Origin of the sequence: Enterococcus sp. SMC-9 (assembly GCF_021011285.1) — a bacterium.
Lineage (GTDB): Bacteria > Bacillota > Bacilli > Lactobacillales > Enterococcaceae > Enterococcus_C > Enterococcus_C montenegrensis.
Genome location: NZ_JAILYE010000004.1, coordinates 190262 through 215079, shown reverse-complemented (window position 1 = coordinate 215079; position 24818 = coordinate 190262). Strand labels below are relative to the sequence as shown.

The window sequence follows — 24818 nt, the reverse complement described above, 5'->3', positions numbered from 1 at the left end:
GTTCCCTTTTGGATATGCTTTGTGGTAAACATATTCAGATCAAGTTGTGTAAACGCTAATGCTTACAATAAGGCGAGATTTTTTTAAATTCCAACAGTAATCCCAATTTCGTAATATTTTACCCGGATCACGTAAGGATTAAGGGCGTTTTAGTAGCTTTTCTTAACAATAAAGAAGGTATAAATTGGGAGGATAGCATGGGGGTGAAGGATTCCTTTAGCTTTGCTATTTGCCAAAAGTAGGTGAAGTATGAAAGAACTCTTGCTAAATTTATTGCGTAAAATCGCCCGTCTATCACGTAATAGTGGAGCCGCAAGCGGGAATACCTTTGCTCGTAACGCATACGGTAAACTGGAACAAAAAGAACAAAAGCAAAAAGAACAGGGAAAATAAAGTCAAAAAATTTCTAAGCGTTCAAAAAGTTCAAAAATAAAACCTGAAAATTAACTTTTCTTACGAAGCTTATGGTGGGATAAGAAAAGTTAGTTATTCAGGTTTTTTTGTACCAATCAAATTTATTTATTACATGAAGACACCTAACAAAAGTGTTAGGCCCTTGTTAGCCCTATCTATTTTGTGTTAGCCGAAAGTTTCGTAAACTAAAAGAGTAAACAGGAGGTCTGATTGTAACAGGTAAATCAGACAAATTATTTTTATCAAATACAAATGACTAAGGAAGTGCGAAGATGTTACAAGTTGAAAATTTACGTAAAGTTTATGGGGACACCATGAAATATGAAGCACTAAAAGGAATTGACTTAACAGTCGACGATGGTGAATTCATCGGTATTATGGGACCTTCAGGAAGTGGGAAATCAACATTTCTAAATTTATTGGCCACAATTGATGAACCAACTAGTGGCAAGATTTTGCTAAATGGCAAAGACCCTCATGCGTTAAATCAAGAAGAGATTGCTGCTTTTCGTCGCAATCAACTGGGTTTTGTTTTTCAAAGCTTTAATTTATTGCCAACATTAACAGTTGAAGAAAATATCGTTTTACCGCTAACCTTAGATGGTGAAAAAGTAGCGATCATGAAACGTCAGGTTAAAGAAGTCGCAAGTCGCTTAGGGATCGGGGATTTATTGAAAAAGCGGATTGCTGAAATCTCCGGCGGACAAGCGCAACGTGTGGCAGTTGCAAGAGCGATGATTCATCAACCAGAATTGGTTTTAGCCGATGAACCAACCGGAAATTTAGATACCAAGTCATCAAAAGACGTGATGGGTTTATTGCAACAATTAAATGAAGCAGAAAAAGCTACAATTTTAATGGTAACCCATGACCCATTGGCAGCCAGCTACTGTGAACGAATCGTATTTATTAAAGACGGAGAATTGGTTCATGAAATCAGACGCCAAAATGGTCAGCAAGCCTTTTATAACCAAATCATGGAGGAATTAGCCGCAATTGAGGGGGTTGACAATGAATTTTAGACAATTCGTTGTGCGTAATACGATGCGCAACAAACACCTATACCTTGCTTATTTTTTAAGTACTTTATTTGCGGTGATGGTTTTTTTCACCTTTAGCGTTTTTGCTTTTCATCCCAAACTTGTTGGGGATGCCTTAAATTCAAAAGCCCAAGTGGGGATGCTAGGAGCCGCAATCATTATTTACGGTTTTGCTTTTTTCTTTGTTCTTTATTCCATGGATGTTTTTTTACAATCCCGAAAAAAAGAATTCGGACTATTAATGATTCAAGGGATGAGCCCTAAACAGTTACGAAAGATGGTTTTTATTGAAAATATTGTCATTGGTTTTTTTGCGACAATTAGTGGTAGTCTAGTAGGTGTTTTATTTTCACAGCTTATTTTATGGCTATCAAAATTTTTAATGCGAATTGATTTAGGCTTTTATTTTCCGGTTAAAGCATTAGCGTTAACTGTTGTGGCCTTTATGGCACTGTTTTTTGTCATTTCCTTTGTCATTCAATTTAGATTACCTAAACTAAACGTGCAAACGTTATTAAAAGCCGGTGAATTAGGTAAGGGCTCCTTTAAAGTTTCTCGTTGGAAAAGTGTTTTAGCTGTAGTTTTGATTGCAGCAGGTTACGCTACTGCCTTACTAGCGCCAGAAACTGCGGTCATTATCGTTTTTCTACCAGTTGTTTTTGTAGTTATTGTGGGCACGAAATTTTTGTTTGATCAATTAAGTGTGTGGGTTATTGAAAAATTACGGAAAAACGAAAAAGTCTTTTGGAAGAAAACCAATATGGTCGTCTTTTCAGATCTTGCTTTTCGGATGAAAGATAATGCGCGCTCCTTCTTTTTAGTTGCGATTATTTCTACCGTAGCTTTTTCAGCAATTGGTTCTTTATATGGGTTCCGTCAATTGTTGGTAGGTAATATGGATGCTACGTCATATGCCTTTCAAGCACTTGATGCCAAAGAAACTTCGGTGCAGGCTGTAAATAGCGCGCTTGAAAAATATGATATTAAAGCTGATGAAGTACCCGTGAGTGTTTATACTGGTGAAGGGATTCAAGTTATTAGCCAAAGTGAATACAATAAATTAGCCAAGGCTACTAAAACGGAAACCTTAGCGCTAAAAGAGGGGACTGCGATTCAATTAAAAGACACAAGTGGGATGGAAAATGCAGCAACAACAAAAAATGTAACAGTGGCAGGTAGTAATTTAGAAGTCACAAAAGAAGAAGATACTTCCATTTTGAGTACATTTATACCAACTTATGTCGTTAGTGATCAAGTTGCAATGAAAGATTATCAACCAAATCACTATGTTTATTGGTTTACCCCGAATGCAAGTGTAGAAGATCAGATTAAAGTCGGTAAAGCGGTCGAAAAAAATACTGATATCGTTTCAGTCGAATTTATGAAAGATATGGTTATCCAAAGTTATGCACCTGTTTTATTTGTCGGAATTTTCATTGGTATTGTCTTCTTCGTATCTGCCGGTAGTTTCTTATATTTCCGTTTATATAGTGATATGGATGTCGATATTGAAAAATTCAAGATGATTTATAAAATGGGCTTGGCCAAAAAAGAGCTGAAAAAGATGATTTATCAACAAATCGGTATTTTATTCTTTACCCCAATTATTGTGTCGGTTATTCATGGCGCAGTGGCACTAACTGCCATGTATCATATGTTTAAAATGGGGATGCAGCTAGCTGGTTGGGAAGTTCTTGGCGTTTTTGTAGTCATCCAAATTATTTATTACTTGGTTGCCCGCATCTTTTACTTCCGCAAAGTCTATCAAGCTGTAACGGCGTAATTTAGCCGCACCTGAGAAAATAACCACTATTTATTTGCAGTTCCCCTTCTTGCTTTTGAGAAAGTAAAATAGGGAACAAGTCAGATAAAGTGGTTATTTTTTATGATAAAAATACCAATATGTCGCAATTTTTTAGATACTTCGTTAAAAAGTTAGCATACTTTTTAGCCACACTTGAATTTTAAATTTTTCTTATTCTTTAAAAAAATCCTGCCCTTATTGAAATAAGGACAATAAATCTGTTATAGTATGGAGCGAATCTGTCAAAAAGGGGAAAAATTGTGAGAAAACCTACAATGAAACCATCGATTTATGGTTTAAATAAAGAAGAATTAATTCATTGGTTTATTGAAAATGGCGAAAAGAAATTTAGAGCGACCCAAGTTTGGGAATGGCTTTATGAAAAACGGGTGACAGCCTTCAGCCAAATGACCAACTTATCTAAAGATTTAATCGCAAAGTTAGAAGAGCATTTCATCGTTAATCCATTAAAACAACTGGTTGTGCAAGAAGCGAGTGATGGAACGGTCAAATACTTATTTGAGTTGCCCGATAAATTAATGATCGAAACTGTTTTGATGCGACAAGAATATGGGATGTCTGTGTGTGTCACGACCCAAGTTGGCTGTAATATTGGGTGTACTTTTTGTGCCAGTGGGCTTTTGCGCAAACAACGGGATTTAACTACCGGAGAAATCGTTGCGCAGATTATGTTGGTTCAACATTACTTTGATGAACGCGGTGAAGATGAACGTGTTTCCCATGTTGTGGTAATGGGAATTGGTGAACCATTTGATAATTATGATAACGTGATGAACTTTATTCAAGTCATTAATGATGCCAAAGGTTTAGCTATTGGTGCTCGCCATATCACTGTTTCAACTAGTGGCTTGGCGCGTAAAATTAAAGAATTTGCAAACAATGGGTTACAGGTTAACTTGGCGATTTCATTGCATGCACCTAATAATGAAGTGAGAAGTTCCATGATGCGCATCAATAAAAGCTATCCAATTGAAGTGTTAATGGAAGCAATCGACGAATATATTGAAAAGACAAATCGACGGGTGACTTTTGAATATATTATGTTAAATAATGTAAATGATCGCCCACATCATGCGCAAGAGTTGGCAGATCTATTAAAAGATAAGAAAAAATTAGCTTACGTGAACTTGATTCCTTATAACCCAGTTAGTGAGCACGATCAATACTCCCGCAGTGATAAAGCAGATGTTTTACGTTTTTACGATATTTTAAAACGCAATGGGATTAATTGTGTTATTCGCAAAGAACACGGAACAGATATCGATGCGGCTTGCGGGCAATTACGTAGTAAAAAAATGCAAGAACAAAAGCAAAAACAGCAAGCTTAAGAGCGGTTGGAACAAGTGCTACCTCTTTAAGAATTGCACTTATCGCAAAAGAAGCTCCTTTTGTCACACTGTTTATTTGCAAATAGGAGTTGAGATGAATTAACGTCCACTCAGATATCCGAAAGAAAAATTTTTGAAGTTGAGATGAAAGTCAGCCTGGCTTTTATCTCAACTTTTTTTATCATCGGCCAGCCTTTTTGCCCTGGTTTTGGCTTATTACTTAAATAGCGTGCTTTTTTCCAAAAGCTAAAAATGACGTTGCGCTTTTCATTGAAAAGAAGTAAAAAGCATTTTATTTCCGACATTTTCTAATTATTGGTAAACTACCCATAATACTACAGGAGGCGCATGCCAATGTTAATTACAGAATTTGAACGAGATAATCGGATTTTAAGAGACCAGTTGGCGGATCTTTTAGCGAAAACTTGGCCGAAAGATTATGGGCAAACAGCAAAAGCAGAAGTTGAAAAATTGTTAGCACCAGAGCGTATTGCCGTAGCCGCATTGGTGGAAGATGACTTAGTCGGCTTTGTTGGGGCAATCCCACAATATGGTCAAACGGGCTGGGAAATGCATCCATTAGTTGTCGTTTCTGATTTTAGACGTCAAAAAATCGGGGCTCGCTTAGTATCTTTTTTAGAATCTGAAATTGCATCTCGCGGTGGCATTACTATTTATTTAGGTACTGATGACGAAAATGATGAAACAACGTTAAGTCAAGTGGATTTGTATCAGGATCTTTTTGGCACGATTGCGCAAATAAAAAATCTAAAGAATCACCCCTACAGTTTTTATCAAAAAATGGGCTATCAAATTACCGGTGTGATTCCAGACGCAAACGGCTGGTTTAAACCAGATATTATTATGGCAAAGCGAATTGGTGATTTTGAAGAACTAACAGAAGAATAGACAAGCACAACAAATACTTGAATAACCTTAAAGTTGGTCTGCTAGCTAACTAAAGGTGTTCGAGTATTTTTAATTGGAATGTATAAATTTTTCACAAGTAAAAACGGGCTTGCAATTTTTCAGAAGATTCTTTAAAATTGTTTACAAAGATAAAAGATGCAATATTCAGAAAATTTAAGTGTTGCATTTCATATTGAAGAAAAAGTAATTGCTAGTTACCAGCAATTGCCGGCTTGTTGTTTTGTTGGGGAGTATGCTTTTTAAGGGGAAAATATGGGGAAAAACCAAAGGAAAGTGCTAAAGGCTTACAAGTTTCGCATTTATCCAACCAAAGCACAGCAAAAATTTTTAATTCAAACTTTTGGTTGCGTTCGCTTTACGTACAATACGCTTTTAAAACAGCGTCAGTTCAATACGATTGAAGCAAGTAAAAAGCTGACACCTGCTGCCTTAAAAAAGGAATTTCCTTTTTTAAAATTAACCGATAGCTTGGCATTAGCAAATGCACAACGAAATTTAGCGCGCGCATTTCAAAATTATTATCAAGGTAGAAGTGGGCATCCAAAAATGAAGCTCAAAAAAAGTACGTGGCAGTCTTACACCACGAATAATCAGCAACAGACAATCTGGTTAAAGGATAACTTATTGAAGGTACCTAAATTAAAACAGCCCATTGCCGTTGTTTGTCATCGAAAAGTGGTAGGAAAAATTAAATCTGCAACAATTACTGCAAAGAATTTGCAACAGTTTTATGTTTCATTATTATGTGAAGAAGAAGTTGGTCATTTGCCTAAGACTAAAACTGAAATTGAATTACGTTTTGCTCCAAATCAGCTTGTTGTAGGCAATCAATTAAAATTTTGTCGTCAACTTTGTGTAAATGACCTTGAAACCAAGTTAAAAAAAGCCAAACGAAAATTGGAAATAAAAGCCAAAAGTGCACAGCAACGCAAAGTGAGATTGGCAGAGGCCAAAAACTATCAAAAACAAAAATTAAAGGTACAAAAATTGTACCATCATAAGCAACAGCAAAAAAAAGCGTGGATTGACGAACTAACAATGCATCTGATTAAAAACTATGATTTTTTATATGTTGAAGTCCCAAAAAATGGGATAGAGGGATCTTTTACGTTGGCGGACTGGCAAAGTTTTTTAGTTAAGTTGCAGTATAAAGCCAATTGGTACGGGAAAAAAGTGATTTTTTTAACAGCCGCTAAAACGGTGCGAAAAATCAGTTAAACAGTTTAACTGGAAGGGACTCCAGGGCTCGCCTAGGGGATAAAAAAGCTTGGCTTTGTTTCTAGGAATCCGTTCACTAATTATGATAAACCAAATAAAAAAACGTCATTAAAGGCTGACAGTTACATGTCATTGGCCTTAATGACGTTTTTTTAGCTGATTTTGTAAACCAGCCAGCTAAAAAATAAGCTGAAGTCTTCTAAAAATTGATTGATTATTCGTGTCTAAATGAGTACCGAGAGCTTTTTTGATCAAAATTTTGCCAACAGGACATCATCTTTTAAACGATAAATTTTTGAAGGACGACCAATTCCCAATGGTTTTTCTCCGATTTCAACAAAGTATTGCAACATAGCTTTTTTAAAGTTGGAATGATCAATACTTTTAAAATCCATGCCCCAAAATTTCGCAAAAACTTTACGAGCTTCGGTAATCGTGAAAGTTGGTCCTAAGACTTGTAAGACGCGCGGTTCATGCTCCATTTTTTCTGCTACCCGGTTAAATGCTTTTAAGACAATTTGACTATGGTCAAAAGCCAAAGAGTCACTGCCAGAAGAAGCGCCGGTTTTTAAATTCAAAATGATTTCAACATCGTGACCACTGGTTAAATAAAGCTCACTACCTTTTCTTTCCATCGTAAACCAGCGAACGTCATCGGCGTCATCGCCGGCACTTAGTGGTTCTTCACCAATAAAAGTTAAATAGCTGACGGTAACGACCCAACCCCGAGGATCGCGATTAGGCGTACTAAAAGTATGGAGCTGCTCAATATTTGATTTAGAAATTTCGACGCTAGTTTCTTCTTGCGTTTCTCGTAAGACAGAGTCATCCGTTGATTCATTGGGCATAACAAAACCACCTGGGAGAGCCCAAGAATTACGGTAAGGATGGCTTTTTCGTTTGATTAAAAGCATTTTTAATTGATCTTCTTCTTTGTTGTAACACATTAAAACCATGTCTACAGTTAAAGATGGCTTTTCGTATTCTGGGTGATCTTGTTTTTTATACCACTGGAGAAATTCTTCTTCGGTGGCGACTTGTTCATAGTATTGTTTTTCTTCAGCTAATGTTGCAAATTCTGGCATAAACGGCTCACCTCTACTTTTAATTAAAAACAAATGGAATAATCAAATTAAACAAAAAGAAAATCAAATAAAAGGGCGTTACTTTACTAGCTTTGTCATTTAGGCTAATAAAGCCTGAAATCGCAATAACAGCCAAGAAAATCCCGCGAAATATTAATGTTGCTAAAAGAAATAGTCGTAAGTTATCTTGTAAATTAAAATAGCCGTACAAGCGGCTGTAAAAGGCGCAAAATACCATGTGCAAGAGCGTTAAAATGGCAATTGCCGCTATTAGAAGACGATGTTTTTTAGTCATATTATTTCCCTCAATTTCGTTAATCTCTTTTATTATACCAAAAAAACTTTTTTTAAGGCGACGAAATAGAGGGAAAATGAATTTGCCGATGTTTTTTACAAGGAAAAGGACTTAAAGAAAGTTGGAATTGTGGTATACTAGCTAAGAATCATTTACGTGATGTGTACTTGAAAATTAGTTTGACTACCTTGGTTAAAGTACGGTTAGCAGCCTATTTTGGTGTTTATTTTATTTTTTTGACTGTATTTTTAAGGTAAGTCATTTAACTTTTTTATTAACTAGGAGGAAAATCCATGGCTGGCAAAGAAACTTTTTATATTACAACCCCAATTTATTATCCCAGCGGCAAATTGCATATCGGAAATTCATACACGACAATCGCCTGTGATGCCGTTGCTCGTTACAAACGTTTAATGGGCTTTGATGTTTTTTACTTAACTGGTGTTGATGAGCACGGTCAAAAAATTGAGAAAAAAGCATTGGAGTTGGGGGTTGAACCCCAAACATATGTGGATAAAATGGCCGCAGACATTCAAAAATTATGGAAGACATTAGATATTAGTTACGATAAATTTATTCGGACAACAGATGACTATCATAAAGCGGCTGTTCAAAAAATCTTCGATCAACTATTAACACAAGGTGATATTTACCTAGGAGAATACGAAGGTTGGTATTCAGTTTCTGACGAAGAATATTTTACCGAAACCCAATTAGCCGAAGTTTATCGTGATGAAGATGGTAAAGTGATTGGCGGTAAAGCGCCAAGCGGTCATGAAGTTGAATTGGTTAAAGAAGAATCTTATTTCTTCCGTATGAGTAAATACGCAGATCGCCTGCTAGAATATTACAATGAACACCCAGAGTTTATTCAACCGGAATCGCGCAAAAATGAAATGATCAATAATTTTATTAAACCAGGTTTAGAAGACTTAGCAGTTTCACGAACGACTTTCAAATGGGGGATTCCAGTTAAATCTGATCCAAAACACGTTGTTTATGTTTGGATCGATGCTTTGTCAAACTATATTACGGCATTGGGCTACGGTTCAGACGATACGCATTTATTTGACAAGTATTGGCCAGCAGATGTGCATATGGTAGGCAAAGAAATTGTTCGTTTCCACACGATTTATTGGCCGATTATGTTAATGGCATTAGATTTACCATTGCCCAAAAAAATCTTTGGTCACGGCTGGTTATTAATGAAAGATGGCAAAATGAGTAAATCAAAAGGTAACGTGGTTTATCCTGAAATGCTCGTGGAACGTTACGGCTTAGATGCTCTGCGTTACTACTTATTGCGGGCAATGCCTTTTGGTTCTGATGGTGTCTTTACCCCAGAAGATTTTGTTGCGCGGGTAAATTATGACTTAGCCAATGATTTGGGGAACTTATTGAACCGTACAATTGCCATGATTAATAAATATTGTGATGGCAATGTCCCTGCTTATGCATCAAAAGTTACCGCTTTTGATAGTGAATTATCAACAACAGCGGCAAATGTGGTGGGGCGTTATCACCAAGCGATGGATAAAATGGAATTTAGTGTTGCTTTATCAGAAGTATGGGCGTTGATTTCTCGTGCCAATAAATATATTGATGAAACAGAGCCTTGGGTATTAGCCAAAGATGAAGAAAGAAAAGCTGAATTGAACAGTGTGATGGTGCATTTAGCTGAAAGTCTGCGTATTGCGGCAATTTTATTACAACCGATTATGACTGAAACACCAAAGAAAATTTTCCAACAATTAGGCTTGGATCCAGAAACAATGGACTTAAAAGATCTACGTTTTGGGGAATTTCCACGTGATACGAAAGTTGTTGCCAAAGGTACGCCAATTTTCCCACGTTTGGATCAAGAAGTAGAAGTTGCTTACATTCAAAAGAAAATGACTGAAGGAGTAAGTAACCCAGAAGAAGCAGTAAAATGGGATCCAGAAGAAACGGAATTGGTTTCAGTAAAAGAAAAACAAATTAAATACGATGATTTTGATAAAGTAGAATTGAAAGTCGCAGAGGTTATTGACTGTCAAAAAGTCAAAGGGGCAGACAAATTATTACAATTTCGTCTAGCTGCTGGGGACAGTCAAGATCGCCAAATTTTATCGGGGATTGCGGAATTTTATCCTGATCCTAAAGCGCTGATTGGTAAAAAGGTCGTAATCGTAGCGAACTTGAAACCAAGAAAAATGCGGGGACAAGTGAGTCAAGGGATGATCTTATCAGCAGAAGATGAAAAAGGAAACTTAGCCATTGTGGAGGCACCAAAACAAATGCCAAATGGTTCAGTGATCGCCTAATGAAACGAGTCATATTACTTACGTTTTCACGTAAGTAATATGGCTTATTTTATTATTTTATTTAAACTGTAAGTGAAGTATAGAGTTTTCAAAAATTTGAGCAACAATTTTCGAAAATCTCCTTCTTACTTTTAAAGAGTTGAAAGCTAGTGGCAAAGATTATTTAATCAGCGTTTTTTTTAGGAAAAAGAAGCGCGAAAAAAAGCTAACCTTAATTTGTTTCTACCATGGATTTTTGCGAAAAGTATTTGCCCATGGCTGCAATCTACTATATAATGTTTCTTGTATTTATATGTTTTCATGAGGGAGTAACTAGCAGCATAAGCTGTGGCAACATCACCAACCGAAATTAACTTTCTGGTGTTGCCTTAATTAGTGAGACTTATGTATGTTATGCACATACACAAGTCTATTTTTTTTAGCTGACTTGTGGATGATAATTTCAAAGGAGGAACAAAATTGTCAGAAGAAAACAAAAAACAGCAGTTGAGCCAAGCGTTTTATTCCCAAACGCCAGATGAGGTTCTAAAAGAGTTAGATGCAACTGCTGACGGTCTAAGTGCCGCAGAAGCCCAAAAGCGTCTAAGTGAATACGGTGAAAACGAGCTGGAAGAAGGCAAGAAAAAATCAATGGTCCAAAAGTTCTTTGAACAGTTCAAAGACTTGATGATTTTAGTTTTATTGGTTGCCGCAATTATTTCTGCGCCTCACGAGCCGGTTGATTCCATCATTATTTTGTTAGTTGTCATTATTAACGCAGTGATGGGTGTTGTCCAAGAGTCAAAAGCAGAAGCTGCGATTGAAGCTTTAAAAGACATGTCCACACCAAATGCCAATGTTGTAAGAGACGGTCATGCGTTATCAATTAAGAGTACAGATCTTGTGCCTGGGGATATCGTATTGTTAGAAGCCGGCGATGTTGTTCCAGCTGATATGCGTCTGATTGAGTCTAGTTCTTTAAAAATTGAAGAAGCGGCTTTGACTGGAGAATCTGTACCAGTAGAAAAAGAATTGGTTGTTTTAGAAGGTACTGAAATTGGTATTGGCGACCGTATTAATATGGCTTATTCCAACAGTAATGTTACCTATGGTCGTGGTAAAGGTGTAGTTGTAAATACAGGGATGAATACCGAAGTTGGTAAGATTGCAGGTATGTTGGCAGCTGCGGATGAAACCGAAACACCACTCAAAAATAACTTGAATCACTTAGGTAAATTCTTAACAGCTGCAATTTTAGTTATTGCTGTGATCATGTTCTTGTTTGGAACTTTAGTTAACGGTACACCTTGGATGGATATGCTATTGACTTCTGTATCTCTAGCCGTTGCTGCAATTCCAGAAGGTTTGCCAGCAATCGTTACAATTATTTTAGCTTTAGGTACGCAAGTATTAGCAAAACGTAATTCGATTATCCGTAAATTACCAGCGGTAGAAACATTAGGTTCAACAGATATCATCGCCTCAGATAAAACAGGGACGTTAACGCTGAACCAAATGACAGTTGAAAAACTTTATACCAATGATCGTCAATATCCATCGTCTGAACATATTCCAGATAACAATATGGCCCTTAAAATTATGAACTACGCCAATGACACAAAATTCAGTCAAGAAGGCGAATTAATTGGGGACCCAACAGAAACTGCACTTGTGAAATTTGGACAAGACCAAGGCTTTGATGTTACTGAAAAAGTAGCAGCAGAACCACGGGTTGCAGAATTACCTTTTGATTCAGATCGTAAATTAATGTCAACCATTCACCAAGAAGCAGATGGTCGCTATTTAGTTGCTGTTAAAGGCGCACCAGATGTTTTACTAGATCGTTGCACACAGTATCAAGTATTTGATGAAGTAAAACCAATGACAAACGCTGAAGAACAAAAAATCTTGAGCAATAACAAAGATATGGCCAAACAAGCATTGCGTGTTTTAGGTATGGCGTATAAATATGTGGACGCTATTCCAACTGATTTAGAAACAGAAGTAGTCGAAAATGATTTAATCTTTGCTGGTTTAGTCGGCATGATTGACCCAGAACGTTCTGAAGCTGCAGATGCTGTTAAGGTAGCCAAAGAAGCCGGTATTCGTCCGATTATGATTACTGGTGACCACAAAGATACCGCAGAAGCAATTGCGGCACGTCTTGGGATTATTAAAGCCGGGGATGATGCTGCCGTTTTAACAGGTGCTGAATTAAATCAAATGTCTGACGATGAGTTTGCGCAAAAAGTTGCAAACTATTCTGTTTATGCCCGTGTGTCTCCAGAACACAAAGTGCGTATCGTTAAAGCGTGGCAAAAAGAAGGCAAAGTTGTTGCGATGACAGGCGATGGTGTTAATGATGCTCCGGCTTTAAAACAAGCAGATATCGGTGTTGGTATGGGTATTACCGGTACAGAAGTTTCTAAAGGGGCTTCTGATATGGTCTTAGCTGATGATAACTTTGCAACAATTGTTGTGGCTGTAGAAGAAGGTCGTAAAGTTTTCTCTAATATTCAAAAAGCTGTTCAATATTTATTGGCAGCTAACTTGGGTGAAGTTTTGACGTTGTTTATTGCAACGATGTTAAATTGGGATACTTTATTGCCAATTCATTTATTGTGGATCAACCTAGTAACGGATACTTTCCCAGCAATTGCTTTGGGAATGGAACCGGCTGAAAAAGATTTAATGAGTCATAAACCACGAGGACGCAACTCCAACTTGTTTTCTGGCGGTGTCTTCTCAAGTATCATTTATCAAGGTATTTTAGAAGCGGCTACGGTTTTATTTGTTTATTGGTCTGCTATCCAGTGGCCAGTACACGCAACTTATGATGCAATTCATAGTGATGCTTTAACCATGGCATTTGCAACCCTAGGCTTGATGCAGTTATTCCACGCATTTAACGTGAAATCTGTTCACCAATCCTTATTTAAAGTTGGGCCATTCCGCAACAAATCATTCAACTGGGCAATTTTACTTTCATTCTTCTTGATGATGGTAATCATTGTTGTACCAGGATTAAATGATATCTTCCGCGTTGCACATCTTGATTTATATCAATGGGGAATTGTTGTTGGTTCATCCTTTGCGATTATTCCAGTCGTGGAAATTGTAAAAGCTTTCCAAAGAGCGATGGGTAAAGAATAAATAAAGTGAAAGAGGCTGGGATTATCCTATTATCCCAGTCTTTTTTTTGTTATTTTATAGTAAGGTGTTTGCCGGTGACACCTGCAATTTTTACACCGATGGAAAAAGCTTGTCAAAGTGATGTACCATACCTTTTTCACTATGAATAATTATGCTGTGACAGCTAATTTTTTTGGGAAAAATAGCGCTGTAATTTTTATTTCAAAAAATGTTATTCTGAAAAAAATAACGTCTTTCTTGTTGACAAACCGATTGTACAGTTTTATGATGTAGACACATTAATAAATGATGACTGTGATGGAAACACAGTAGGACAATAGCCGCTGTTAAAGAGAGCTGGTGGAGCTGCAAACCAGTACATGCTAATTGTGTGAATTACACTTCCGGAGTCTTGGCGTAAAGCCGCGCGACAGCGTTAAATGTTTGAGTGATATGCTAGCTTTTATAGCATATAATTTGGGTGGTACCGCGAATTTTCGTCCCTTGGCAATTTTGCCAAGGGATTTTTTTTATATCCTAAATTAAAAATTACTTACATTTGAACGTCGTGTAATAAAAAACATTTTTTAATAACAAAATAAAATTTTGCTATGCCAGCAGTTTACTGCTTTCATAAATATAGACGGAGGTCAATAAGATGAATATTATTGATGAATTAACGTGGCGGGATGCCATCAACCAACAAACCAATGAAGAAGGTCTACGTAAACTCGTAGATGAAAAGAGCATTGCGCTTTATTGTGGTGTCGACCCAACAGGTGATTCCATGCACATTGGACATTTAATTCCTTTCATGATGATGAAAAGATTTCAATTGGCGGGCCACCGTCCTTATATTTTAATCGGTGGTGGAACAGGAACAATTGGGGATCCTAGTGGTCGTACAACAGAAAGAACTTTGCAAACAATGGAAACAGTGCAACATAATGTGGATGCATTATCCAATCAAATGCGCAAGTTATTTGGTAAAGATGCTAACATTAGTTTTGTAAATAACTTTGACTGGTTATCAAAAATTTCATTATTGGAATTTCTAAGAGACTACGGTAAAAACTTCAACATTAACACAATGTTGGCAAAAGATATTGTTTCAAGTCGTTTGGAAGTGGGAATTTCCTTTACCGAATTCACATACCAAATTTTACAATCCATCGACTTTTTACACCTATTCAAAACTTTTGGTGTACAACTTCAAATCGGTGGTGCCGATCAATGGGGAAACATTACAGCTGGTCTTGATTTGATCAGAAAATTAGAAGGACCAGAAGCAGAAGCCTTTGGTTTAACAATTCCTTTAATGCTAAAAGCAGATGGAACGAAATTTGGTAAAACTGCCGGAGGCGCTGTTTGGTTAGATCCTAAGAAAACCTCCCCATTTGAATTCTACCAATTCTGGTTGAACCAAGATGATCGGGATGTCATTAAATACTTGAAATTCTTTACTTTCTTAGATAAAGAAGAAATCGATACATTAGCGCAAAAAGTTGCGACTGAACCGGAAAAACGGGAAGCACAACGCCGCTTAGCTGAAGAAGTGACCCGCTTTGTTCACAGTCAAGAAGATTTAGACGAAGCGCAAAAAATTACCGAAGCGTTATTCTCTGGTAATATCAAAGATTTAAATGCTACTGAAATTGAACAAGGTTTTGGCAAAATGCCAACAGTTGAAATTTCCAACGACCCTGAAAATATCGTGGAATTATTAGTAGCAACAAAAATTGAACCATCAAAACGTCAAGCACGAGAAGATGTTTCAAACGGAGCTATAAGTATTAACGGTGATCGTATCACTGATTTAAATTTTGTCGTAACACCATCTGATCATTTCGAAGGAAGATTCGTTGTTATCAGAAAAGGTAAGAAAAAATACTTTTTGGCCAAAGTATTAAATTAGAATTCAATAATTTTTTACCTTGAAAAACAATGATTTTCATTTTCCATTTCAAATGATGAACTGGTCTTAAAAAAGTAAAGATCACTGTTAATACGTTACGAAAAAGAGCATTCTGTCTTGACAGAGTGCTCTTTTTTTATCGTATGTAAAATAAAATGACTTCACAAAGATAATGACTATCAGATTGAGGTTAACCTAAAAATAATTCACGAATAAAAAAATCGACTAAAATTCCACCACTTAAAATAACGATTGTTTTTACATCTGTTTAGAATTTTCAGATAAAAAGTATCACGCGGACTGGTTTATTAAATTTTCACAATTGACTTGAACTTTAAAACAATTTAACAATTAAGAATTTGATTAAAAAACAGTCCAGATATGATTTTACTTTTAAAAAGAACAGGTGTAACCTACAAACGACAAAATTTTTATCAATACTTTTTTAGGAGGAGTTCATCATGAGTGAACAAGGAAACGATTTGAATCTAAATGCCCTATTTATTGGGGACAAAGCTGAAAATGGCCAAATTTACAAAGCTTTGTTAAACGAATTAGTAGACGAGCATTTAGGCTGGCGCCAAAATTACATGCCACAAGACATGCCAATTATTACGCCTGAAGAAAAAAGCAGTGAAAGTTTTAAAAACACTGTCAACAAAATGGAAGATGTTTTATCTGAAATTTCATCACGGATGCGCAGTCATTCTGTCCCATGGCATACTGCCGGACGTTACTGGGGACATATGAACTCAGAAACGTTAATGCCATCATTGTTAGCCTATAACTTTGCTATGCTTTGGAACGGCAATAACGTAGCCTATGAATCATCTCCTGCTACAAGTCAAATGGAAGAAGAAGTAGGACGTGAATTTGCGCAATTAATGAGCTATAGCGATGGTTGGGGACATATTGTTGCTGACGGTTCTTTAGCAAATTTGGAAGGCTTATGGTATGCCCGCAACATTAAATCATTACCGCTTGCCATGAAAGAAGTTACACCAGAATTGGTTAGTGGTAAGTCAGAATGGGAACTTTTGAATTTGTCTACGAAAGAAATTATGGACTTACTTGCAACAGTGCCCGAAAAAATTGATGATATTAAAGCTGCTTCTGCCCGCAGTGGTAAAAACCTAGAAAAATTAGGAAAATGGTTAGTTCCACAAACAAAACACTACTCATGGTTGAAAGCTGCTGACATTATCGGGATTGGCTTGGATCAAGTTATTCCAGTACCAGTGGATCACAATTACCGGATGGATGTTAATGAACTTGAAAAAATCGTGCGCAATTTAGCCGCTGATAAAACACCAATCTTAGGTGTTGTGGGTGTTGTTGGTTCAACAGAAGAAGGCGCAATCGACCCAATCGATAAAATTGCTGCCCTACGCGACGTTTTAGCAAAAGACGGTATTTATTTCTACTTGCACGTAGACGCTGCTTATGGTGGTTATGGTCGTGCCATTTTCCTAGACGAAGATAATAACTTTATCCCATTTGAAGAATTAAAAGATGTTCATTTTGAAAATGGGGTCTTCACTGAAAATAAAAATTATATTTTAGAAGAAGTGTACAATGCTTATCGTGCCATAAAAGAAGCTGAATCTGTTACAATTGACCCGCATAAAATGGGTTATGTTCCTTATTCTGCTGGTGGGATTGTTATCCAAGATATTCGGATGCGGGACGTAATTTCTTATTTTGCAACTTACGTTTTTGAAAAAGGCGCTGATATTCCTGCCTTACTAGGCGCTTATATCTTAGAAGGTTCCAAAGCCGGTGCAACAGCTGCCAGTGTTTGGGCTGCACATCATGTTTTACCATTGAATGTTGCCGGGTATGGTAAATTAATGGGGGCATCTATTGAAGGTTCACACCGTTTCTTTAACTTCTTAAACAACTTGTCCTTTAAAGTTGGCGATAAAGAAATTGAAGTACACCCATTAACTTATCCTGATTTCAACATGGTAGACTATGTCTTCAAAGAAAAAGGTAATGATGATTTAGAAGCAATGAATAAATTAAATCACGATGTTTATGACTACTCTTCATATGTCAAAGGAAGCATTTATGGTAATGAATTCTTAACTTCACATACTGACTTTGCTGTGCCTGATTATGGTGACAGCCCATTACAATTTGTTAACCAACTTGGTTTTTCAGATGCAGAATGGCGTCGGGTGGAAAAAATTACCGTATTGCGTGCCAGCGTAATGACACCATATATGAATAAAGAAGAAAACTTTGAACAATATGCTGAAAAAATCAAGGTTGCGCTTCAAGAAAAATTGGAAAAAATCTATGCAGAAAAATTAGTACATTCAGCACACTAATCAGTCAGTAGACGGCAGGGTCAGTTGCCGTCAGGTAACTGATCGACTGCGGTCCAATTTTAAGGAGCGTGTCAAAAGTGAGTAAGTCAGATATTAATAAAATTAGTTTGGGGACTTTTATTGGTCTAACAATGGCTTTGTGTGCCACCGTTCGGAGTATCCCAACTTTAGCAGCAGTTGGATGGACATTAATTTTCTATTCAATTTTTGCAGTTGTCTTTTTTGCCGGCCCAATCTCAATGATTTCCGGTGAACTTTCTACCATGTTGCCAGAAGAAGGCGGCCCACAATTATGGGTAAAAACTGCCTTAGGTAGCAAATGGGGTTTTGTAGTTGCGTGGTTACTATGGGTGCAAATGTTCCCAGGAATGGTAATGGTAGCCTCAACTTTAGGCCCACTTTTAGGAAATACATTTGGTAATGTCGCATTAGGCAATAATCACTGGTTTGTTTTAGCTTGTATTTTAATTATTTACTGGATTATTACCATTTTGAATTTAAAATTTGATATGGCCAAAGTCGGTGGTAACATCGGCGTTTGGTTAGGCGTATACATCCCCGTTGTTGTAATGTTTGTACTTGGCTTATTTGCCTTTTTCAAGGTTGGCTTAGTATCAAATGGATACTTGGGTGCTTTTTCTTGGTCAAAGGTTTTACCAGACTTGCAACATATTGAAACATTAAAATATTTAGCAGGTATTAGCTTTATTTTCGTTGGGATTGAAATGAGTTCAGTTTATATGCCTCGTTTAAAAGATTCTACGAAAAATTATACCAAGGGAGTTTTCATCGCTTTAATTGGTTTAGTTTTATTAAACGTTATTAATGCAATGCTTGTTGCCAATGTAGTCCCAGCGGGCAAAATGGAATTGGCCAATATTACCCAACCAATCATCATTTATTGCGAAATTTTGGGTCTACCAAAAATTATTGGTAATATTTTCAGTTTCATGGTGTTCATTGGTGTCTTGTTACAACTTTCTGCTTGGGTAACTGGTCCTTCAAAAACTATTATTCAAGTTGCAAGAGAAGGTTTCTTACCACCTAAGTTTGGCTTCCAAAAAGAAAATAAATATGGCGTTTCTAAAAATGTTGTCTTGACGCAATCGATCGTTATTTCACTATTTGCGTTATTGTATGGGGTTATGGATGATGTCAGCACTGTTTTCTTAACTTTAACGAACGCTACGACAATCGTTTATTGTATCGTATATGTTCTAATTGCAATTTCCGTTTTAGAATTACGGAAACATCATCCTGAAATGGCTCGTCCTTACCGAATTGGTAAAAAAGGGAATGCTTTTGTATGGGTTGTTAGCATCATGTTGCTATTTTCAATCGTTGTCGTTACGTATGCGACATTACGGACATCTACTTTAGCGAATGCGTTGTTAGTTGCAGCTATTGCAGTTGTGATGTTTGTTATTCCTTTGGTCATTAATCACTTTAAGAAAAATGACTGGAAAGTTGCTGTTACTGACTCTTCTGCAGACCACTTGCACCATAGTCATTAACAATTTACTAAGCGTTCTGTCGTAAGTCCTTGCGGCAGGGCGTTTTTACTTTGAAAAAATAAAGAAGGTATTTACATGAAAAAAATTTCAACCAAAGAAAGTGCTGCGGTTTTGGCAGCCATGTTAGCAATTTTGGGAATATTAATTATCGGCTTTCAGCTAAGTCCTCATGTTCCGATTTTATTTGTTTTCATGCTGCTATTATTATATGGTCGCATGAAAAAATTTTCGTGGGATGATATTCATGGAGGGATTATCAGTGGCATTACCCCAGGTATTATTCCCATCATTATTTTCTTATTAATTGGCGTGTTAGTGGCCGCTTGGATTTTAGCAGGAACAATTCCGACGATCATGGTTTATGGGTTTAAAATTATCTCGGTACGTTTTTTCTTACCAACAGTTTTTGTCGTTTGTTCGATTGTCGGGTTAACTGTAGGAAGTTCATTTACAACAATTTCCACGATCGGAATTGCTTTTTTAGGGATTGGCCATATTTTAGGCTTTCACGATGCGTATACAGCAGGAGCAGTTGTTTCGGGGGCTTTTTTAGGCAATAATATTTCACCGCTATCAGATACGACCAATCTGGCAGCTGGAATTGGCGAAATTGATTTGTTTCAACATATTGCTAATATGCGTTTCACCGATTTACCTGCTTTTGTAATTAGTTTTATTTTATACGTCTTTTTAGGTCATACAAGTAAAACAGCTAATTTGACGAGTGTGAATGAAATGATTGCCAATATGGAAAATAATTTTTGGATTTCACCTTGGACATTAATTCCTTTGGTTATATTATTTATTATGGCAGTCAAGAAGATTCCAGCGATTGCGACACTATTAACAGGCGCCAGCGTTGCGATTGGACTTAGTTTTATTCATGATCATACTTTAACGGTGCAAAAAGTTGCCACTATTTTAATGAATGGCTTTACGGCCAAAACAGCTAGTGAGAAGTTGAATACACTTTTATCCCGTGGTGGTATTATGAGTATGTTGGGTTCAGCCAGTCTCATTATTTTAGCGTTGGCTTTAGGCGGCTTATTATTGAAATATCAAATTGTGGAAAATATTGTTGAAGCACTAAAAAGTAAAATGGATCGTCCGTCTCGTTTGATCGGTTTGACCGCTCTTAGCAGTATCGGGGTAAACATTATTGTGGGGGAACAGTACTTATCGATTATTTTACCGGGAGAAACATTCAAAAAATCTTTTGAAACAGCGAAATTAGACAATCGCTATTTAACTAGAACTTTAGCCGATGCAGGTGCCAGTGTGAATGCGTTGATTCCTTGGGGGGTTAGCGGTACATTTATCGCGGGTACTTTAAAAGTGAGTGCTATGGCGTATGTTCCTTTTGCCTTTTTTCCTTTGTTGGCACCGGTCATTACCATTGTGGTAGGTTTTATTTTAAATCATCGCCAAACACATGCAGCTCATCCTGTTCATTAAAAATAAGCTAAAAAAACCATCAAGGTCTGCCTTGATGGTTTTTTGGCTAAATTTAAGCTTTGCGAATCATTTTCTTGCGGATTTCCTCAATTATAATCAGAGGTAGAGGAATACAAATTAGAAATAGCCAATCTTGTAGTTGAATGCCGGTGGTGCCAAATAATTTTTGTAAAAACGGGACATACATCAAACATGCAATTAAAATCACTTCAAAACAAATACCGCCTAAGATTCGTTTGTTTGAGAAAAAACCAATTTTAAAAAGTGATTGTTCTGCGGTGCGACAGTTAAAAACAGCGCCAATTTGGCAAAAGACAATTGCAGCTAAGGTCATAGTTGTGGCCATGGCATAAACGTTGCCGTCAGTAGCTAAGGCAGTCGTGGGCCAGCCGTTTAAGTGGTTAACAAAGAAATAGGCGCCGATTGAAATAATGGAGGCTAAAAGACCATACCAAGCAAAGGCCTTTAAAATAATTTGCTTGGTTAATAAATGCTCTGTCCGCTTACGGGGCGGTTTTTTCATAGTACCGGGTTCAGTTTGTTCAGTTGCTAACCCTAAAGCAGGTAACATATCAGTACCCAAATCGATTGTTAAAATCTGCATAACAGTTAAAGGTAAGGGAATCATACCTTTTGATAATAAAAACAATAAAGAAGGGACTGCTTCTGGCATATTGCTGTTTAGAATATACAATAAAAATTTGCGAATATTGTTGTAAACCGTCCGCCCTTCTTCAATTGCATTTACAATCGATGTGAAATTATCATCGGTTAAAATCATATCGGCTGCTTCTTTGGCGACATCGGTTCCGGTGATTCCCATCGCAACACCGATATCCGCTTTTTTCAAGGCCGGTGCATCGTTGACCCCATCACCTGTGGAAGCAACGATTTCACCTAAACTTTGCAATAGAGAGACTACGCGGTATTTTTGTTCAGGAGCAACGCGAGCAAAAATAACTTCATGTGTTAAATTTTCTTTTAATTTTGAATCAGACATATTAGCTAAGTCATCGCCGGTAATTACCCGGACGTCAGCGCCTTTGACGATGCCGATTTTGCGGGCAATACTTTTGGCAGTTAGACCGTAATCACCAGTTACCATGATGATTCGAATGGAGGCATCATGACATCTTTGAATTGCCTCCATGACATTTTCTCGCGGTGGATCCTGACTGGCGGTGATACCGACAAAAGTCAAATTTTGTTCGCAATTTTCAATGGTTAAATTTGTTGTTGTCTGTAAAATACGATCAGCAAATGCTAAAGTACGTAAGCCTTCTTTTGCAAAATCATCATTTTTAGCTAAAATTTCTTTTTTTACAGCTTCAGTTAAGGGGAGGACTTGCCCATTTTTTAAATAACTTTGACAACAGCTTAAAACTTCGGTAATGCCACCTTTGGTAAAGACGTAGTTTTGCCCATTATTTTGATGGATAGTTGACATGCGTTTGCGTTTTGAGTCAAAGGGCAGTTCGTTGTAACGGGGATATTTTTTCCTTTCATCCCTTAGATCGTAGTCAGCCTTAGCTGCCAAAATCAAAAGACTGCCCTCGTCGGGACTACCCACTAATTGGTAGTGATTTTCTTTTTCTTCAATGGCTGAGTCATTACATAGACTGGCAATCCGAATCAGTTGTAATAAGTCATGCTCTTGTGCTAAATCTATTTTTTTACCAGCTTTTGTCACGATGCCGTTAGGTTCATAACCAGTACCAGAAACTGTGTAATCAGCTGTTGGAAGCCAAACTTTTTCGATGGTCATTTCATTTTTGGTTAATGTACCTGTTTTATCAGAACAGATGACCGTAGTTTCGCCTAAAGTTTCTACACTATTCAAATGTTTTACTAACGCATTTTTTTTTGCCATTTTTTGGACAGCCATTGCAAGAGATAAGGTAACGGTTGGTAATAAGCCTTCAGGAATAAAGGCAACAATCATTCCCAACGCAAAAATGAAAGCTTTAGGCCAGGGATATCCGACAAAAAAGACAGCGGCGACAAAAAACAATGCCCCAATAACAATAGCAATTAATGAAAGCTGCCGTGTTAATATATCCAATTCTTTTTGCAGCGGACTTTTAACAGCTGCAACAGAAGTAGTCAAACTGGCAATTTGGCCAAATTCAGTGTGCATTCCAGTAGCTAAAACGACAAAGGAGCCACTGCCATTGACCACCGATGTACCTTCATAAACCAAATTTGCTTCAGCGTACTTACCAGCGTTTTTTAAGGCTGCGTCGGTTTGTGGATCGGTTTCTTTATTGACAGTAATAGATTCACCAGTTAATGAAGATTGGTTTACTTCCAGACTATCGGCAGAAAGTAAGCGACCGTCGGCGGGAATATTATCACCACTATTTAATAAAACAATATCTCCGGGTACCAAGTCGGCGGCTAAAATTTTATTTGTTTGTCCTGCTCGCATGACTTTAACGTAACTAGGCAGCATTTTTTGTAAAGCACTGGTAGCTTGTTGGGCGCGATATTGTTGCCAAAAACTAAAAACGCCATTAATCAAATTGACAAGCCAAATCGCAATTCCTAATTCTGGCGTACCAGTCATTAAGGCGATGAGGCCAGCTACCCACAATAAAATTGCCATCATACTTGTAAAGTTAGTTAAAAACACTTTTAATAGTGATTGCTTTTTTGTGGCAGCAATCACATTCTTTCCGTATTTCGCCAACCTGCTTTTTACTTCCGCCTCAGTTAGTCCGGCTTTTGTGCTGTTCATATTTGTGAGCGTGTCAGCACTGCTTAATTTGGCATATGCTTGAAGTGATTTTGCTTGTGCCATCTTCCTTCACCACCTTTATCTATATTTTCCAAGACTCTTAGAAAAAATGCAAAAAATAACCCTTTTTTTAGAGAATACTTTCTTATTAGTAGAAAAACCGCTAAAATGAAATTATCACAAAAAAAGAAAGTAGGAATAACTGTGAGACCAAATCTTGGTTATTATGTCCAAAATATTAATGATATCGTACAAGATACAGAAAAAATCGGGGAAGAAATGAACCCGCATTATGAAATTATTCGCACTGCTATTGATACAAATGAACTAGCAAATTTGACGCCAGAAAAGATTGTGGAAGTCGTAGATGTATTTGCTGCCGGCACAAAAAAATACAAAGCAATGTTAGCGCAAATTGAAAAACTGCGTCCACCTGCAAAAGTAATGGGAATTCATAAAAAATTCCAACGTTCTTATGAAAAATATGTTGCTGGCTGTGATGAAATGATTGTCAGTTTACAAACAGAAAATGGGATTGATACAAAAGCCTTTGATGCTTCTGAAACAAAACAAGACGAAGCAACCGACGAAATCTCATTTTCTATTCAACGAATGACAAACTTATTATTAGGCAAAAAATAAAAGATTTATTGTCGTTTCATTCTCAAACTAAAAAAAGAACCTTGAAAATTTTTGTTAATTTTTTCAAGGTTCTTTTTGTAAGCTATCAAGGCAGTATAAAATTGTCACAAAAAATATTGCTTTGACTGCTTTTTTTACTATCTAGCCTTTTTTATGTCTAGCTTTATGGACTAATTCTCGGCGACAATAGAACACAATTGCAAGAAATTAAAGAAGCAATTTATTGCAATTGTACCTTAATGCTTAAAAGCTAAACGAGTCCGAAAAGCTTTTCTGACTGTCTAGCTTCACGAATCAACCCTTCGGCCAAAAAACTAAATTTGTGAAAATGAAGGGAGAAATGAATTTTATTCACCTGAAGTGAGCAAATAAATCCTGGGAAAACGGGATAATTAGCAAAACGAGAGTTATCTAATTTAACTGTAACGTTATTTTTATGACAAAAAAGCACTTGTCGTTTATATTAAATACATAACCAACAACAACCTTTTTATTTTTCATTTTACTCCATTTGAGAGTAATTACTCCTTTTTCCATTGGGCCTAACCAACCCAATGGTTTTTTTTATGCCTAAAAATAAGAAAAACGAGCGTCATATTTCTTTTTTTAGATGAAAAGTTACGAAATGAATTTTCTTATTTTTAACTTATAAAAGAAATTAAAAATCAAAAAA

At 36.8% G+C, this 24818-nt stretch carries 16 protein-coding genes and 1 other annotated feature; of the genes, 13 read left to right on the top strand and 3 right to left on the bottom strand.

Going from position 1 to position 24818, the window contains the following annotated elements; all coding sequences use genetic code 11:
- Positions 1 to 249 precede the first annotated feature (249 nt).
- The 6 genes from K4422_RS07550 (at position 250) to K4422_RS07525 (ending at position 6755) form a co-directional block, all read left to right on the top strand.
- Positions 250 to 393, top strand: coding sequence for a hypothetical protein (locus K4422_RS07550; protein ID WP_230710265.1), 144 nt, complete (start codon positions 250 to 252; stop codon positions 391 to 393).
- A 293-nt stretch (positions 394 to 686) separates the two neighbouring features.
- Positions 687 to 1436 carry an ABC transporter ATP-binding protein gene (locus tag K4422_RS07545; protein ID WP_206902267.1) on the top strand — a complete coding sequence of 250 codons (750 nt, stop codon included), beginning with the start codon at positions 687 to 689 and terminating at the stop codon, positions 1434 to 1436.
- Positions 1426 to 3237: an FtsX-like permease family protein gene (locus K4422_RS07540; RefSeq protein WP_230710263.1), complete on the top strand. Its 1812-nt coding sequence runs from the start codon at positions 1426 to 1428 to the stop codon at positions 3235 to 3237. Before K4422_RS07545 ends, K4422_RS07540 begins: the two co-directional genes overlap by 11 nt.
- Before the next feature lie 296 nt (positions 3238 to 3533).
- Positions 3534 to 4607 (top strand): 23S rRNA (adenine(2503)-C(2))-methyltransferase RlmN, encoded by a 1074-nt coding sequence (gene rlmN, locus K4422_RS07535; RefSeq protein WP_230710494.1) that lies wholly within the window; start codon positions 3534 to 3536, stop codon positions 4605 to 4607.
- Between the two features lie 354 nt (positions 4608 to 4961).
- Complete coding sequence (gene aac(6') / locus K4422_RS07530; RefSeq protein WP_230710261.1) at positions 4962 to 5516, top strand: aminoglycoside N-acetyltransferase AAC(6')-Ii; 555 nt, start codon at positions 4962 to 4964, stop codon at positions 5514 to 5516.
- Positions 5517 to 5789: 273 nt separating this feature from the next.
- Positions 5790 to 6755 (top strand): transposase, encoded by a 966-nt coding sequence (locus tag K4422_RS07525; protein ID WP_230710259.1) that lies wholly within the window; start codon positions 5790 to 5792, stop codon positions 6753 to 6755.
- A 251-nt stretch (positions 6756 to 7006) separates the two neighbouring features.
- On the opposite strand, the gene K4422_RS07520 is transcribed toward K4422_RS07525, so the two are convergent.
- Both K4422_RS07520 and K4422_RS07515 read right to left on the bottom strand, forming a co-directional pair.
- A complete protein-coding gene (locus K4422_RS07520; protein WP_206902271.1) occupies positions 7007 to 7840 on the bottom strand; it encodes an NUDIX domain-containing protein in 834 nt (277 codons plus the stop codon).
- Positions 7841 to 7859: 19 nt separating this feature from the next.
- Entirely contained in the window at positions 7860 to 8135 is a 276-nt protein-coding gene (locus K4422_RS07515; RefSeq protein ID WP_206902272.1) for a hypothetical protein, read from the bottom strand.
- 293 nt (positions 8136 to 8428) lie between these two features.
- Here K4422_RS07515 and metG point away from each other — a divergent pair, with 293 nt between their 5' ends.
- The 6 genes from metG (at position 8429) to nhaC (ending at position 20766) form a co-directional block, all read left to right on the top strand.
- The gene (metG, locus tag K4422_RS07510) at positions 8429 to 10438 is read left to right on the top strand and encodes a methionine--tRNA ligase (RefSeq protein ID WP_206902273.1); all 2010 of its coding nucleotides are present in this window, start codon (positions 8429 to 8431) and stop codon (positions 10436 to 10438) included.
- Between the two features lie 459 nt (positions 10439 to 10897).
- Positions 10898 to 13570 (top strand): cation-translocating P-type ATPase, encoded by a 2673-nt coding sequence (locus K4422_RS07505; RefSeq protein ID WP_230710257.1) that lies wholly within the window; start codon positions 10898 to 10900, stop codon positions 13568 to 13570.
- Positions 13571 to 13855: 285 nt separating this feature from the next.
- Positions 13856 to 14057: a binding site (T-box leader), on the top strand.
- Positions 14058 to 14207: 150 nt separating this feature from the next.
- Positions 14208 to 15464, top strand: a complete 1257-nt coding sequence (tyrS, locus tag K4422_RS07500; protein WP_206902275.1) for a tyrosine--tRNA ligase — start codon at positions 14208 to 14210, stop codon at positions 15462 to 15464.
- Between the two features lie 461 nt (positions 15465 to 15925).
- A complete protein-coding gene (gene tdc / locus K4422_RS07495; protein WP_206902276.1) occupies positions 15926 to 17797 on the top strand; it encodes a tyrosine decarboxylase in 1872 nt (623 codons plus the stop codon).
- A gap of 77 nt (positions 17798 to 17874) precedes the next feature.
- Positions 17875 to 19311, top strand: a complete 1437-nt coding sequence (gene tyrP / locus K4422_RS07490; RefSeq protein ID WP_206902277.1) for a tyrosine-tyramine antiporter — start codon at positions 17875 to 17877, stop codon at positions 19309 to 19311.
- A gap of 75 nt (positions 19312 to 19386) precedes the next feature.
- A complete protein-coding gene (gene nhaC, locus K4422_RS07485; protein ID WP_230710255.1) occupies positions 19387 to 20766 on the top strand; it encodes a Na+/H+ antiporter NhaC in 1380 nt (459 codons plus the stop codon).
- 52 nt (positions 20767 to 20818) lie between these two features.
- On the opposite strand, the gene K4422_RS07480 is transcribed toward nhaC, so the two are convergent.
- The gene (locus tag K4422_RS07480; protein ID WP_230710253.1) at positions 20819 to 23566 is read right to left on the bottom strand and encodes a cation-translocating P-type ATPase; all 2748 of its coding nucleotides are present in this window, start codon (positions 23564 to 23566) and stop codon (positions 20819 to 20821) included.
- Between the two features lie 141 nt (positions 23567 to 23707).
- Here K4422_RS07480 and K4422_RS07475 point away from each other — a divergent pair, with 141 nt between their 5' ends.
- Positions 23708 to 24145 (top strand): hypothetical protein, encoded by a 438-nt coding sequence (locus K4422_RS07475; protein WP_230710492.1) that lies wholly within the window; start codon positions 23708 to 23710, stop codon positions 24143 to 24145.
- The last annotated feature ends 673 nt before the right edge of the window (positions 24146 to 24818 follow it).